Annotated in this window: 13 protein-coding genes; 1 reads left to right on the top strand and 12 read right to left on the bottom strand. The window is 46.5% G+C overall.

Translation table 11 applies throughout. The features are described 5' to 3' along the window. Nucleotides 1-719: 719 nt before the first annotated feature. The 6 genes from phoU to gshB all read right to left on the bottom strand — a co-directional run bounded on the left by phoU (nt 720) and on the right by gshB (nt 7247). The gene (phoU, locus tag GQS64_RS02930; protein ID WP_198230560.1) at nt 720-1442 is read right to left on the bottom strand and encodes a phosphate signaling complex protein PhoU; all 723 of its coding nucleotides are present in this window, start codon (nt 1440-1442) and stop codon (nt 720-722) included. A gap of 17 nt (nt 1443-1459) precedes the next feature. Then, the gene (gene pstB, locus GQS64_RS02925; protein ID WP_077990690.1) at nt 1460-2218 is read right to left on the bottom strand and encodes a phosphate ABC transporter ATP-binding protein PstB; all 759 of its coding nucleotides are present in this window, start codon (nt 2216-2218) and stop codon (nt 1460-1462) included. A 68-nt stretch (nt 2219-2286) separates the two neighbouring features. Continuing rightward, nucleotides 2287-3579 (bottom strand): phosphate ABC transporter permease PstA, encoded by a 1293-nt coding sequence (pstA, locus tag GQS64_RS02920; protein ID WP_198230559.1) that lies wholly within the window; start codon nt 3577-3579, stop codon nt 2287-2289. Then, a complete protein-coding gene (gene pstC, locus GQS64_RS02915) occupies nt 3576-5060 on the bottom strand; it encodes a phosphate ABC transporter permease subunit PstC (RefSeq protein WP_077990688.1) in 1485 nt (494 codons plus the stop codon). The genes pstA and pstC overlap by 4 nt, the downstream gene beginning before the upstream one ends. A 56-nt stretch (nt 5061-5116) precedes the next feature. Further along, nucleotides 5117-6166: a substrate-binding domain-containing protein gene (locus tag GQS64_RS02910; RefSeq protein ID WP_198230558.1), complete on the bottom strand. Its 1050-nt coding sequence runs from the start codon at nt 6164-6166 to the stop codon at nt 5117-5119. A gap of 142 nt (nt 6167-6308) precedes the next feature. Further along, nucleotides 6309-7247, bottom strand: coding sequence for a glutathione synthase (gene gshB / locus GQS64_RS02905; protein WP_198230557.1), 939 nt, complete (start codon nt 7245-7247; stop codon nt 6309-6311). Between the two features lie 98 nt (nt 7248-7345). Between gshB and GQS64_RS02900 the strand changes: the two genes are divergently transcribed. Continuing rightward, the gene (locus GQS64_RS02900) at nt 7346-8113 is read left to right on the top strand and encodes a molybdopterin-synthase adenylyltransferase MoeB (RefSeq protein ID WP_198230556.1); all 768 of its coding nucleotides are present in this window, start codon (nt 7346-7348) and stop codon (nt 8111-8113) included. Nucleotides 8114-8224: 111 nt separating this feature from the next. Here GQS64_RS02900 and GQS64_RS02895 read toward each other — a convergent pair whose 3' ends face one another. The 6 genes from GQS64_RS02895 to GQS64_RS02870 form a co-directional block, all read right to left on the bottom strand. After that, on the bottom strand, nt 8225-8458 hold the full coding sequence (locus tag GQS64_RS02895) for a hypothetical protein (protein ID WP_198230555.1): 234 nt from the start codon (nt 8456-8458) through the stop codon (nt 8225-8227). A 563-nt stretch (nt 8459-9021) separates the two neighbouring features. Further along, entirely contained in the window at nt 9022-10647 is a 1626-nt protein-coding gene (locus tag GQS64_RS02890; RefSeq protein WP_077990672.1) for an ABC transporter ATP-binding protein, read from the bottom strand. Continuing rightward, nucleotides 10644-11804, bottom strand: a complete 1161-nt coding sequence (locus GQS64_RS02885; protein WP_198230554.1) for an ABC transporter permease — start codon at nt 11802-11804, stop codon at nt 10644-10646. Before GQS64_RS02885 ends, GQS64_RS02890 begins: the two co-directional genes overlap by 4 nt. Continuing rightward, the gene (locus GQS64_RS02880; protein ID WP_075869757.1) at nt 11804-12910 is read right to left on the bottom strand and encodes a microcin C ABC transporter permease YejB; all 1107 of its coding nucleotides are present in this window, start codon (nt 12908-12910) and stop codon (nt 11804-11806) included. The genes GQS64_RS02885 and GQS64_RS02880 overlap by 1 nt, the downstream gene beginning before the upstream one ends. Nucleotides 12911-13078: 168 nt before the next feature. Continuing rightward, entirely contained in the window at nt 13079-14902 is a 1824-nt protein-coding gene (locus GQS64_RS02875) for an extracellular solute-binding protein (protein WP_198230553.1), read from the bottom strand. Between the two features lie 59 nt (nt 14903-14961). Further along, the gene (locus tag GQS64_RS02870) at nt 14962-15507 is read right to left on the bottom strand and encodes a c-type cytochrome (protein ID WP_198230552.1); all 546 of its coding nucleotides are present in this window, start codon (nt 15505-15507) and stop codon (nt 14962-14964) included. Between the last annotated feature and the right edge of the window lie 31 nt (nt 15508-15538).

Here is a 15538-nt window from a genome sequence, read left to right as displayed (position 1 = left end):
ATTGTAGCTGTTCACTAATTGTTAACGCTAAAACGACAAATTGTGCCTATAAAACGGATTTTGTCGCAAAATCGGGCCGCGCCACCCGTTGGTGAACACTTTTTCCCCCCTTTTGAGCAGGATTTCACAAGCTCTCCCCAGCCCTTTGTTTTCGTTTTTTTCAACCTTTATGAACTTGTCTGATAGCCGATTTGCGCGTGGTTCATTCGTGCTTTTTCGATTTACACTTTTGTCCCGAGCCGAATTTTCAACGTTTTATGGCAACCTGTTTATCGTTTTCTGTGCCCTCTGTTTATCACAGATAACCATTCTTTCTCTTAACCCTTTTCGGTTGGCTTTATGAGCCAATGCCGTCGAGGAAACTTCGTTTGCCCGCTCTGTTCACGCCGGTCTTGCGGAAGGAAAAATCGTGAAGATCTGTCTTCATGACCTGTGCACTTCGTAGCTGCGGGCATTGGTCAGCCAATTATCAACGAGGAAAGTACCAACAGGGAACAAAGTGTTCCGATTGGCAATTTCAAAATGAAAAACATAATCCGAATAACGAAAATCCATAATTCGATCAGGATTATTTCATGCCACTGGGAAAATGGCGTGTTTACATAAGGCAAACGGATTCACCTTCCAAAAGGCGAAGATTTCATCACCTTGGAATATCGATATTTTTGAAACCGCGAAAAAGCTACGTTTCTATGACGAAATGCCCGTTATGCCTGCCACTATTTCGAGGCTTTTCCATCTGCTCCGACTTTATAAGTCATATCATCACGCGGGCGATCCGTGCTCAAATAAGTGCCGGTCATGATATAGTGCAATGTCTCTGCAATATTGGTTGCGTGATCGCCGATACGCTCGATATTTTTGGCGCAAAATAGTAAATGCGTGCAAGCGGTAATATTGCGCGGGTCTTCCATCATATAAGTGAGAAGCTCGCGAAACAGCGACGTATACATAGCGTCAATCTCTTCATCCCGGTTACGCACGGCATCAATCCGTTCAAGCGAGCGGCTGGCATAAGCGTCCAACACTTCCTTGAGTTGGTTGAGCGTTAGTGTCGCGAATGATTGCAGGCCATGATACAAGCTCGCCGGTTGCCGGCTTTCGACAATAGCAGCCGCCCTTTTTGCAATGTTTTTCCCCATATCGCCAACGCGTTCCAGATCGGCAGCAATGCGCATAGCACCGATAATTTCACGCAAATCCACCGCCATTGGCTGGCGTTTTGCAATAATTGCCACCGACTTTTCGTCGATTTCGCGTTCGGTTTCATCAAGAAACATATCATCGGAAATGACCTTTTTAGCCAAGTTCAGATCATTATTCACGACAGCATTGACTGCTTCTTCGATCATCTCGCTGGCGAAAGTTCCCATTTTCGCAATTTTTGCTTCAAGGTAGCCCAATTCCTCATCGAATGAACGGACGGTATGATTTATCGGCATAAGCGTGCTCCCTGAATTTAACCGAAACGACCGGTAATATAATCTTGTGTACGTTGCTCTTTTGGCGATGTGAACATCATCTCGGTTTCGCCCACTTCAACGAGATCTCCCAGATGGAACATCGCCGTATATTGCGAAACGCGTGCAGCCTGTTGCATTGAATGGGTGACGATAACAATTGTAAAATTCTCGCGCAAATCATCAATCAATTCTTCAATGCGCGCCGTCGCAATCGGGTCGAGTGCGGAACAGGGTTCATCCATCAAGATAACTTCCGGACTGACCGCAATGGCGCGTGCAATGCACAAGCGTTGCTGTTGGCCACCTGAAAGACCGGTTCCGGCATCGTTCAAACGGTCTTTGACCTCATCGAACAAACCGGCCTTGACAAGGCTTTGTTCAACAATCGTATCGAGTTCCTTGCGTGATTTGGCAAGTCCATGAATACGCGGCCCATAGGCGACATTCTCGTATATGGACTTCGGAAAAGGATTGGGCTTTTGAAAGACCATACCAACACGGGCTCGCAATTCGACAACGTCGATGTCGGGATCATAAATATCCTGCCCGTCAAGAGTGATAAGGCCGGTGACTTTTGCCCCGTCAATTGTATCATTCATACGATTGAGACAGCGCAGAAACGTTGACTTCCCGCAACCGGACGGGCCAATCAGTGCCATAACCTGATGTTCCGGAATATCAAGGCTGACACCATGCAAAGCTTCTTTGGTGCCATAAAACACTTTGACATCCTGACCACGCATCTTGATTTTCATTATCGACCTAATCCTATTTCGTCTTGAGCCAGAACAGGCTCGCTAAATCAATATGTTCAACTTTTATTCTACCAGCGCCGTTCAAACTTACGGCGCAGCAATACTGCGGCTATATTCATGATAGCGAGAAACGCCATCAAAATAATGATCGCTCCGAATGTGCGTTCATTAAAGGCACGTTCCGGTTCATTTGCCCACATGTAAATTTGTACCGGCAAGGCTGTTGCAGGTTCCATCGGGGTTGCCGGATAATTTGCAACAAAGGCAACCATGCCGATTAATAAAAGTGGCGCTGTTTCACCCAAAGCCCTTGCAAGACCGAGAATTGTACCGGTAAGAATTCCAGGCAAAGCAAGCGGCAAAACATGACCAAAAACGGTTTGCGTTTTTGATGCTCCAAGTCCCAACGCTGCATCGCGGATTGAAGGAGGAACCGCCCGCAAAGCAGCACGCGTTGCAATAATGATGGTTGGCAGCGTCATGAGCGTTAATACCAGCCCGCCGACAATTGAGGAGGCGCGCGGCAGATGCAGGAAATTGATAAAGATGGAAAGCCCCAATAAACCAAAAACAATAGACGGCACGGCCGCAAGATTATTGATGTTGACCTCTATGATATCATTGAACTTGCTGCGGCGGGCAAATTCTTCAAGATAAATCGCAGTTGCGACCCCGATTGGCAAAGACAATATCAACACGATTGCCATCATATAAGCCGAACCGATAATGGCAACGCCAAGCCCTGACGTTTCGGGACGGCTCGAAGCACCGAATGTAAAAAGCCCTTTATTGAAAGCTTTATAGAGCGTGCCATCGGAAGCGAGTTTTTCCATCCACCTGATCTGGCGATCGGTAACTTTACGATTTTGTTCGGGAACAGAAAGGTCGATTTGTCCTTTGAATGCTGAATCTATATCGGCAGCAGCTAACACATCAATCGTTCGGGTTTGGCCGATATAATCGGGATGTTCGACAAGAAGCTTACGTATTTCAACACGCACACCACCTGAGATCATACGGTTGAGTTCCCGCATTGCGCCATGGTTATTCTTGTCGACGCCGAGCTTGTCTGCCAGAGTATTGCGCACAAGAAGCGGATAATTTGCGGTAATGAGAACTTTGGGATTTGTGAGCCGCTCGCCTTTCGGGTCAATAATGTGTTCATCGAAATAGACCGGCAAGGTCATCGTTGTCTGCTGAAAGGCACTCAAACCTTGAGCGATAATCGACCACAAAAGAATAACGAGAAATAGAAGCCCGACCCCGATTGCTAAAAGCCCATAGGCGCGGAAACGCCGTTCCGCCCGATAACGGCGCTTTAAACCGATGTCGCGTCTTGGCGTTTGAACAACGTTACTCATTCATATTGTTCCCTATATTTACGCACAATATAAAGCGCAAAAACATTCATCAAAAGTGTCAGTACAAAGAGTGTCATACCGAGGGCAAATGCAACCAATGTCTGCGGCGAATTGAATTCAAGGTCGCCGGTGAGCTGATTGACGATTTTTACTGTCATCGTCGTCATGGCCTCGAACGGATTAAGTGTCAGATTTGCAGCAACACCGGCTGCAAGAACCACAATCATCGTCTCGCCGATAGCCCGTGACGCGGTCAGCAACACTGCACCCACAATCCCCGGCAATGCTGCCGGAAGAACAACCTTTTTAATGGTTTCAGACTGTGTGGCTCCAAGCCCGTATGAACCATCACGCAAAGCCTGCGGTACTGCCGATATAATATCGTCGGAAAGCGAGGATACAAAAGGTATCAACATAATTCCCATGACAAGACCGGCAGTCAAAATGCTTTGCGACATAATGAAACCTTGTCCGCCAGCAATGGCAATTGAAAGATCACGTAAAAACGGCCCGACAGTAACCAGAGCGAAAAACCCGTAAACAATTGTCGGAATACCGGCGAGAACCTCCAATAACGGTTTGATAATTGCACGCACACGGCGGGACGCATATTCCGACATGTATATTGCCGCAAAAAGCCCGACAGGAACCGCAAAAATCATTGAAACCAATGCGATATAAAGTGTACCGGCCAGAAGCGGCAGCAAACCGAATTGCCCGACAGCACCGGCCGAACCGCTTGCGCTGAAACGCGGGTCCCAAACAGTACCGAAAAAGAAATTCGATAACGGCACAACTTTGAAAAAACTGATCGTTTGGAACAGCATTGAAAAGAAAATGCCGATGGTTGCAAGAATAGCCACGATAGAGGCAATAACGAGACCGGCAAACACCATCTTCTCGACTTTGTTGCGGGCGCGTTTTTTCTCGCCCACGCCGAAGATCCCGCAAAACAGGCCGACGATTGCGATAACCAATGTGACAATCAAACAATAGAAATGGGACTTCGTCGCCCCTTTATACCATTCGATGGCAACCGGAATAAGGCTGTCTGCTCCCTCACTCGGCAGCATGATGCCTTTCTTTGCCATATCATCGCTTATTGTCTTATAAGTAAGCGGGGAAGCCGGATGATTAAGATCAAGATCTGCAATGTCGGTTTTGGCGGCCGAAAAAGCACGGGTAAGACTGTCAACCGTGCTTAATGCCAAACTGTGATTTAACGTCTCTCCGCTTTTTATAATTTCGGTCAATCCGGTCGAAGCACGTTCTTCAAGATAGACAGCACTTCCCAATTCCCACAATATAAGAACGAGAAAAGCAGGAACGACGGTCAACAAAAATGTCCACCAGCCAAAATAATATGGCCGCGAATGCAATTTTTTGCCTTGTTTCTCGATTGAAGCGGCACGCTTTCCCGAAATGACAAACCCGGCTATGCCAAGAGCAAAAATAACCAAGATTAATAGTGATATGGACATTCCATTTTCCGGTTTTATTTCAAAAATAACGCGGGAATTTCCCGCGTTTGCTCACTTCATTTGTCAATTGACATGACGGTTCCACTCTCGAATGCGGCCCTTTGCGCTTCCCGTTCGCTATCAGGCGCGGGAATAAGGCCATAATCTGCAAGCGGACCATCCGGCCCGATCATCTGGTCAGACAAGAAAAATTCGACATAGTCTCTCATACCCGGAATGACCCCCAAATGGGCTTTCTTGACATAGAAAAACAGCGGACGGGAAACCAGATACTTTCCGCTCGAAATCGTGTCAACATTCGGGGTAACACCATTAACGGTCGCAACTTTCAGCTTGTCGGCATTATTTTCATAAAATGCCAGTCCGAAAACCCCGATCCCTGTTTTATTCGACATAACACGGGCAAGAGTTTCCGAATAATCGCCATCAATATCGATAGCCCTTCCATCCTTGCGAATGCTTATACAAGCGGCGGTGACCGCCTTGTCATCCATCGAAAGAGTTTTCATGCTTTCGGCCGCGCCACTTTGTTTGCAGCCTTCAGTCATCAATTTTTCCTCGAAAACTTCTCTTGTGCCATGTTTTTCGCCGGGGATATATGCGTTGATCTCCCAATCGGGCAATTTCGGGTCAATCTCGCTCCATTTTTTATATTTATTTTCAACAAGCTTCCCGTCAACAACGATTTTTGATGCCAATGCCTTATAAATATCGACAGGCGTCAAATCGAGATTTGGCCCGTGAATATCGCTTGCAAAAACAATCCCGTCATAGCCGATGCGAACTTCTTCGACTTCCGTGACACCGGCATCAAAACAGGCTTTCAATTCGGTTTTTTTCATCGGTCGGGAAGCATTGGCAATATCTATGGTATTTTCGCTGATACCGCGGCAAAATTCTTTGATACCCGCACCCGAACCACCTGATTCTATAACAGGTGTACGATAATTGGTAAAAATTTCACCGAATGTTTCTGCAACTATTTTGGCATAGGGCAAAACTGTCGATGAGCCGGACACTTGAATATAATCGCGCGCATTAGCGGTGCTGCAAGAACAGGCGGTAACCAGTATCAGGCCCGCAACTGTTGGAAGCAATCTGCTCATCCACGCACCCATGGACTACCGGCAGCTTTTTTTAACAAGACTAACAATGGATTGTTATTTCTCTCATAATGCTTGTTACAGTATTCTGACGAATACCTCATACAGTCTAAAGCGATTTTTGACTATCTTTATATTGGCTTTTTCAACCTTTTATTTTGTTTTCCACATGATTCCAGAAAATTTTTGCAGCATCGGCACCACCAAAACGTTTCAGTTCGCGGATACCGGTTGGCGAAGTGACGTTGATTTCTGTCATATAATCGCCAATGACATCGATTCCGACGAGAAGAAGACCGCGTTTTTTCAATGACGGGCCAATCCGTTCGCAAATTTCAAGGTCGCGGCGGGTTAATTCCGTTTTCTCTGCTCTGCCACCAATATGCATATTGGAACGGGCATCGGTCGAGGCGGCAACGCGATTGATGGCTCCCACCGCCACACCGTCAATCAATATGATGCGCTTGTCACCGGCACTCACATCTTTCAGATAACGTTGCACGACAAAAGCTTCCGGATAAAGTTTGTTGAACATTTCAAGGAGCGAGCCGAGATTCTTGTCGTCCTTTTTCAACAGGAAAACCCCTGCCCCGCCATTTCCATAAAGTGGTTTGATAATAATATCGCCGAATTCGGAGCGAAAATCATTGACCTCTTCAACATCACGGGTGATGAGCGTCTCCGGCATCAAATCGGGAAATTCAGTAACAAAGAGTTTTTCAGGACTATTGCGCACCCAATTCGGATCATTCACGACCAAAGTCTTATCCATTATCCGTTCAAGAATATGCGTGGTCGTAATATAATTCATATCGAATGGTGGATCCTGCCTGAGCAAAACAACATCCATTTGTTGAAGCGGTGTGCGCTTTGCCTCACCCAATTCGTAATAATTGTTTTCCTCATCCCGCACTTTCAACGCTTCGATACGGGCAGTCACCTCTCCATTCAACATGGAAAGCCGGTCGGGTGTATAATGGAACAGTTCGTGTCCCCGCCTTTGCGCCTCCAATGCCAGAGCAAATGTTGTATCTCCCTTAATATGGATGGTCGAGATATGATCCATCTGGATAGCTATTTTCATAAGATTTGCCTCATATAATCAAAGCGGGTAATCAAAGCGGGCTGGTCAATCGTACCATGAGTCACTAGATAGGAATAAAATATGACAAGGGTTAAGACATGACGCAAGCACCAGATGAAAAATTAAACAAGGAAGAAATAGAGCGCTATGCACGCCACATTCTTTTGCCGGAAATCGGTGGTGCCGGTCAACAGAAACTTAAAGCTGCGAAAGTGCTGGTTGTCGGTGCGGGCGGGCTTGGAGCGCCGGTTTTAACCTATCTTGCGGCCGCCGGTGTCGGCACTCTCGGCATTATTGACGATGATGTGGTTTCGCTTTCAAACCTGCAACGGCAGGTTATCCACAAAACTTCGGCAATCGGCGAAAAAAAGACTGAAAGTGCTGCCGAAACGCTCGAAGCGATCAACCCGCATGTCAAACTCGACCTTTATCCCTTAAGACTGACGGAAGAAAATGCTGCCGAAATTATCGGCAAATTCGATCTTGTCATTGATGGTTCGGATAATTTTACCACCCGTTATCTTCTCGCCGATAGTTGCGAAAATTTGAAAAAACCGCTTGTCAGCGGTGCAATCGGGCGTTTTGACGGCTCTTTAACGGTACTCATGCCTTATCTTGGCGGAGAACATCCCTCCTATCGCGATCTCTTTCCGACCCCGCCACCCAAAGGTGTTATACCGACATGTGCAGAAGCCGGCGTGATCGGTGCTCTTCCCGGTGTTATCGGTTCGTTAGAAGCCATGGAAGCCATAAAAATCATCACCGGTTGCGGTGAACCGCTTGTCGGAAGGCTGCTCCTTTACGACGGGTTATCAGCCCGTTTCGAGACAATCCGCTATAAAAAAAGAACGTCGACACAAAAATAAAACGCGGTTTGTTCTTTTAAAACAATGCCTCTCGAAGCACGTATTTTTTGCCCCCGTCTTTCTAATAAAGTCGAACGATTTTGAATGTCGGGACCAATTAATCTGAAAGGACTATTTCTGTTTGTCGGTCGACAAATCATCGGATGCAATGTTCTTTTCCAATAATGGACTGTCGGAATCCGATAATGGGCCATTATAATCTTCAAGATTACCCGCATCGAGAAGCGTTTCATTGGTTTTATAGGCAGTGCCATCCGGCATGGTCTCGTGACGGCGCTCATATCTATTTTCTGGTTTGTTTTTATGTTCGGGTGACTTATGCCCATTTTTATGTGCTTTTGTCATAATGTCTTTCTCCTGAAAATCTCACAGCTAAAAGACATTGAGCGGATCAAAAACTTTTCAAGACTATAAACTTTATTTCGCTCACAGGCTCTGATGCTCTTTCAAAACTTCTGCAAAACCCCTCCAAAGATTGCCGGTTTTGAACCCCGTAAATCCTCTCTTATGCGAATTGTTCAACAAAAATAGTTTTGATAATTGTTATTTCCTGAAGCTATTCCAGCCAAGTAATGCACTATCGCCTCGGCGTTTCTGCTGATGTTTTATTGCCACAATTTTTATTTCACTCAAAGAAAATACAAGGAAATTTCAAAATATGTGAAAGCAGAAACTCGACCGGCCAAAAAACTTTTCCAAGCAAAAAGCTGGACGACCTAAAAACTGGTTAACCAAAAAACTTGACCAATCAAAAAACTTGGCCAATCGCAAAACTGGCCGATCAAATAGCTGAATGACTTAAAAATGCACAACAAAAAACTGCCCTTCAGTTTTTAAACTGCACTTCAGTTTTTATAAGCAGAAATTGAATTTTTGCTTTGCTCGCATGCATTCAAGCTTGATAAATATCAAGCGTCGGCAATGTCATTCTTATCGACGCTTAAATCGAAAGCGGCATTCATCAAAGCTCTGGTATATTCGGTTTTCGGTGATGAAAACACTTCTTCTGCCGGTCCATGTTCAACCATTTGACCATTTCTCATGACAATAAGATCATTGGCCAATGCTTTGACAACTTTCAGATCATGGCTGATAAAGAGATAGGCAAGATTGTGCTTTTGTTGAAGAGTGCGCAACAAATCGACCACTTGTGCCTGAACACTCATATCAAGAGCCGATGTCGGTTCATCGAGCATCACAAAACGCGGATTGAGAACCATGGCGCGGGCTATCGCGATGCGTTGGCGTTGACCACCGGAAAACTCGTGCGGATAGCGATTGCGCGTTTCAGGATCAAGATCGACTTCTTCTAACGCACGGACAACACGTTCATCGCGTTCTTCGTAATTCAGGTTTTTCTCGTGAATGAGCAGCCCCTCGGCGATAATTTCACCGACCGACATTCTTGGCGACAGCGAGCCGAACGGATCCTGAAAAACAATCTGGATATGACGGCGCAAAGGTCGCATCTGTTTGAAGGAAAAATGTTCAATATCTTTCCCGTTAAAACGGATATGGCCTTTTGAAGAAATCATACGGGTGAGCGCGAGACCCAGTGTGGTTTTTCCCGAACCGGATTCGCCAACAACGCCCAATGTCTGCCCTTCACGTATGGTTACGTCAATATCATTAACCGCCTTGATATAATCGACCGTGCGGCGGAAAAAACCTTTTTTAACCGGAAACCAGACTCTGACCTTTTCCCCTTCCATAACAACAGGAGCATTTTTATCGGCTTTCGGCGGATTTCCTTTCGGCTCTGCGGCAAGCAGTTTTTTGGTATAGTCATGTTGCGGGTGATTGAATATGTCGGCGGTTTTTCCTGTTTCGACAATTTTTCCGCCGGTCATCACACAAACACGGTCGGCAAATTTCCTCACAATTCCGAGATTATGGGTAATAAAGAGCATCGACATCGAACGCTCTTGCTTGAGCTTTTCAAGAAGTTCGAGAATTTGCGCCTGCACTGTCACATCAAGTGCGGTTGTCGGCTCGTCGGCGATAAGAAGTTTCGGATTATTGGCAAGCGCCATTGCAATCATAACGCGTTGGCGCTGGCCGCCGGATAATTGATGGGGAAATGACGACAAACGTTTTTCCGGCTCGCGGATTCCCACTTGAGTGAGAAGCTCGATCGTGCGTTGGCGAGCGTCTTTATCCGACATGCCCTCATGAACTTTCATCACCTCGCTTACCTGCCGCTCGACCGTGTGAAGAGGATTGAGCGAAGTCATCGGTTCCTGAAAAATCATTGCAATGTCTTTGCCGCGAACTTTCTGCAAAGATTTTTCATCAAGCTTCATTAAATCCTTATTGTCAAAAAGGATTTCGCCTGAAGGGTGGCTTGCCATCGGATAGGATAAAAGCTTCAGAATAGAAAGCGCGGTTACAGACTTTCCCGAACCTGACTCGCCGACAAGCGCGAGTGTTTCACCGGAATTGATGTCAAACGAGACGTGATCGACGGCAAGTGTTTCCTTGCCATCCTGACGAAACATCACTGAAAGATCGCGAACACTGAGCAAAGCTGTCATTGGAATGTCTTCCTCGGATCGAAAGCATCACGGGCGGCTTCACCGATGAAAGCCAGAAGCGACAACATGACCGCAATAGCAACAAAGCCGGTAATGCCAATCCACGGAGCGTTGAGATTAGTCGCCGCCTGCCGCATGAGTTCTCCAAGCGAGGCCGACCCCGGAGGCAAACCGAAACCGAGATAGTCGAGCGCAGTCAAAGTCGAGATACCGGCTGTCAACAAAAACGGCAAATAGGTGAGCGCTGCAACCATGGCATTGGGAAGAAGATGGCGTATCATGATCGTGATATTAGGTACACCCAGCGCCCTTGCTGCATTGACATATTCAAAATTTCTGGCTCGCAAAAATTCCGCACGCACCACGCCAACCAGCGCCACCCACTGGAACAGCAACATAATTCCCAGTAGAACCCAGAAGCCTTGGGCAAGAACCGCCGCCATAATGATGATGAGATAAAGTGCGGGAACCGAAGACCAGATTTCGATGAAACGCTGGAAAATGAGATCGACCCAACCGCCGAAATATCCCTGCACTGCACCGGCAGCAATGCCGATAATCGAAGAAACCGCCGTCAAGATAACCGTAAACAATATGGAAACACGAAAGCCGTAAAGCACACGCGCAAAAACATCACGTGTCTGGTCATCTGTACCAAGCCAGTTCCAGTTTCCGATTGTGCATTCGGGATCCTTTGCACCGAGAGCGTAATTCTTGCACCGTTCGTCTTTACTTTGGAGCCAGAATGGCGGAGCCAGCGCAACAGGCTTGTTGCCGACTGTTGTATCATAGGAATAATGCACAGGCGGCCATATTGCCCAGCCATGTTCGTTGATTTCTTTCTTGATATAATCTTCCCGGAAATCGACCGTTGCAAGAACACCGCCAAATTTGGAATCGGGATAGTCGAAAAGCACCGGAAAGAGCAGTTCGCCTTTATAGGATGCGATAATCGGTCGGTCATTTGCAATAAAATTGGCGCCAAAAGAAAACAGGCAAAGAATAAGGAAAATCCACAACGACCACCAGCCGCGCCGGTTTTTCTTGAAGTTTCTCCAGCGCCGTTCATTAAGCGGCGACAAAAACGGCCTTTTTTTGCGGCGGGGTTTTGCTGGCTTTGCCACGTCGATTGTCTGTCCGGAAGGTTGCTCGCTCATCAAACGTCCCTCTTCTCGAAATCGATACGCGGATCGACAAGCATATAGGTAAGATCGGAAATAAGGCTGACAACAAGACCGATCAACGAGAAAATATAGAGCGAACCGAACACGACCGGATAATCACGATTGACAATGGATGTATAGCTTAAAAGCCCCATTCCGTTTAACGAATATAGCATTTCAATGAGCAGCGATCCGGTGAAGAATGACGCAATGAAAGCTGCCGGAAAACTTGCAATGACAACCAGCATGGCATTGCGGAAGACATGCCCGTAAAGAACCGCGTGTTCGCTTAAACCTTTTGCCCGCGCCGTGACCACATATTGCTTTCTGATTTCTTCTAGAAAACAGTTTTTGGTCAGCAATGTTGTCGTGGCGAAAGCCGAAATAACCATGGCTGTGAGTGGCAAAGCAAGATGGTGGAAATAATCCAGAATTTTGCCGCCGAGCGACAATTCATCAAAATTTTCCGATGTCAAATGGCTCAATGGAAACCAGTCGAAGAATGACCCTCCGGCAAAAAGCACCATTAACAGAATACCGAACAGGAAACTCGGTATTGCATAGCCGATAATGATAACAGCACTTGTCCATATATCGAATGTGGAGCCGTCCTTGACGGCCTTGCGGATACCGAGAGGAATGGAAATTGCGTAAGAAATCAACAATTGCCATAGCCCTAAAGAAATCGAAACCGGCAAAGCACCTTTGATAAGATCTACGACAGAACGCCCTTGCGTATAGGAATCCCCGAAATCGAAACGGATATAATTCCACAACATCGTGAAATAACGTTCAAGCGGCGGTTTATCAAAACCGAACTGCTTTTCGAGTTTTGCTATAAATTCCGGATCAAGGCCGCGTGCACCACGATATTTTGCACTCGCGTCGCTACCCTGAAACGTTACCTCCGATGAAAGCCCCAGATCGCCACCACCGCCGGCAACCCGCCCCATGGCATCGCCACCGGTCCCTTGCAATTGTGCAATAATATTCTCGATAGGACCACCGGGAGTAAATTGCACAATGACAAATGTCACCGTTAAAATGCCGATCAATGTCGGTATAATCAGCAGCAAACGCCGCGCTATATAGGCCGCCATATCTCTCTTTCATCCTTTTTCCGGTATGGGTTTTATCACGCCCGCAACATGCGAATCAAACCGGTGCGTTCAATTGAACCCCTATTCTGGAACATTTATGGTAAACAAATGACAAACGGCTGATTTTTCAGCAATTCCGGTTCTTGGTAATTCTAGTACACCGCAGTTCTAGTTTTTGTCTTTTTTCACCCACCATGAGGGAATATCAACGCCGCTTGCTTCCGGTTGCGGTTCGGGAATGCCGAATTTGTCCCAATAGGCAATATTGAGATGTTCGGCATACCATTGCGGGATAACGTAATAATTCCACAACAAAACCCGGTCGAGAGCACGCGTTGCAGCAACGAGTTCCTCACGATCTTTTGCATAGATGACACGTTCGATGAGTTTATCGACAGCCGGATTTTTAATGCCCGCAACATTATAGCTTCCCTGCCGGTCAGCCGCTTTCGAGCCCCAATATTCCAATTGTTCATTGCCGGGTGAATCGCTTTGGCCGATAACCTTGATGACAAGATCGAAATCGAAATTCGCTTCGCGATTTTGATATTGTGATGCGTCGACAACGCGCATGGATGCATCGATTCCCAAACGTTGAAGATTGGCTATAAAAGGTGCTGTTGCACGCTCGAATGCCATGTCACTCAGCATCACTTCCAATGTGAAAACTTCACCATTTTTATTGACAAGCCGGTTCTGCTCCAGATGCCAACCGGCTTCGTTCAACAAACGCATGGCTTCTGTCAGATAGCGCCTTGATGAATCGGGCTTGTCATAAACGGGGTTGGAAAAGGGTGTGGTAAAGACTTCGGCCGGCACTTCATCTTTGGCCGTTTCAAGAATTTCAAGTTCCTTTCCCTGCGGCAAACCTTTTGCCGCCAGATCAAGCCCGTCAAAATAGCTTGAGATCCGATGATAATCATTAAAAAACAACGATTTATTGAGAGACTCGAAATCAAAAGCGAGGTTGAGTGCCTGACGCACGCGCCGGTCGGCAAATTGCGGGCGGCGCGTATTGATAAAGAATCCTTGCATACGTCCCGAGCCATGAAAGGCGAAACTGCGCCTGATAACTTGCCCGTTTTTGACTGCAGGAAAATCATAGCTCTGGTTCCAGCGCTGGATACGGTTTTCCAAATTCCAGTCGACGAGATTACCTTTTTTGAAAGCTTCCCATGCAGCGTTCGGATCAAGAAAATAGCTATAATGCTCTTTATCGAAATTGAACCGCCCACGATTGACAGGAAGATCGGCTGCCCAATAGTTTTTAACCCTTTTCCACGTGATCGATTTTCCGGCTATAAAACTTTCAACCTCGTAAGGCCCTGACCCCAAAGGTATTTCGAGAGTTGGTGCGGTAATATCCCTTTTTTTACCCGTTTCATCGGTCCCCTCCCACCAATGTTGAGGCAGAACCGGCATTTGCCCCATCACATAAGGGAGTTCGCGATTGCCTTTTTCTTCAAACACAAAGGTAACTTCATTTTCACCGGTTTTTTCGGCTTTTTTGACTGAATGATAATAATTGTTGAAAAATGGCGAATTGCTTTTCAAAACATTGAAGCTCCACACCACATCCTCGGCGGTAATGGGGCGACCGTCATGCCATCGGGCTTTTTTGTTCAAGCGGAATTTTACCCACGAAAAATCGTCCGGATATTGTGCAGCCTCGGCTATAAGGGGATAGTTGACCGACGTTTCTTCGGTCGAAGGTGCCATCAGTGTATCATATTGTTCCCCGCCACCGCGGGAAGAAAAACCCGCTGCAGGTGTACCTGTAACAATATAGGGGTTGAAACTGTTGAATGTGCCGGTGCGACTATCGTTAAAAGTGCCGCCTTTGGGCGCATTCACATTGACATAATCATAATGGGTAAAATTGGCGCCATATTTGGGTTCAACTCCGAGAGACAGGCTCGTGCGCCACTCGGGATCGGCGATAGCTATACTGTTAAGGGCGAAAAAGAGACAAAAAGCCAATCCGAGTTTCATCAAATCCCCAATCGATTTCAATATAGCCAATAGAAAACAGATTTTATTGATTGTTATTCTTAAGGGGTTAAATGTGGCAATTCAACCGGCTCATCGGAAAGACTACGCAAATAAAGAATAAGATCGGCTCTGTCTTTCTCGTCTTTCACACCGTTAAAAGCCATGGCCGTTCCGGGAATATATTTACGCGGGGAAGCAAGATAGGCGTCAAGCGTTGCAAAGTCCCATGTCTTGCCATTTTCTGCCCGCATGGCGCGCGAATAGGTGTATTCGGAAACGGAAGCAAATGGCCTTCCCACTATTCCATATAAAGGTGGGCCGACACGTGCAGGGCCATTTTTTGCAGGCGTGTGACATAAACCGCATTGGCCGAATATTTTGCGGCCATTTTCAATATCCGCCTGTTGAAGCCTTTCAATGAGTGATATTTGTTGTTTCGGCTCTGCCTTTTCGGTAACCGGTGCTTCTTCACCGTTGATTGAATAAACAATTTTTGCCGGTTGCTGGTGGTCATAAACAAGGTCACTGCCATAAACGATAAGAAAAAGAAAAACAGCCCAGAGAAGACAGGCGGCAATAAGGTCGTTGACAGTGGATACCTTCATAAAAAATTCGGTCGCTTAAATTTTATAGATG

This window comes from Bartonella sp. P0282 (genome assembly GCF_048452985.1).
Lineage (GTDB): Bacteria > Pseudomonadota > Alphaproteobacteria > Rhizobiales > Rhizobiaceae > Bartonella > Bartonella choladocola.
Note: the sequence above shows the minus strand (reverse complement) of the source record. Positions and strands in the feature narration are given on the sequence as shown.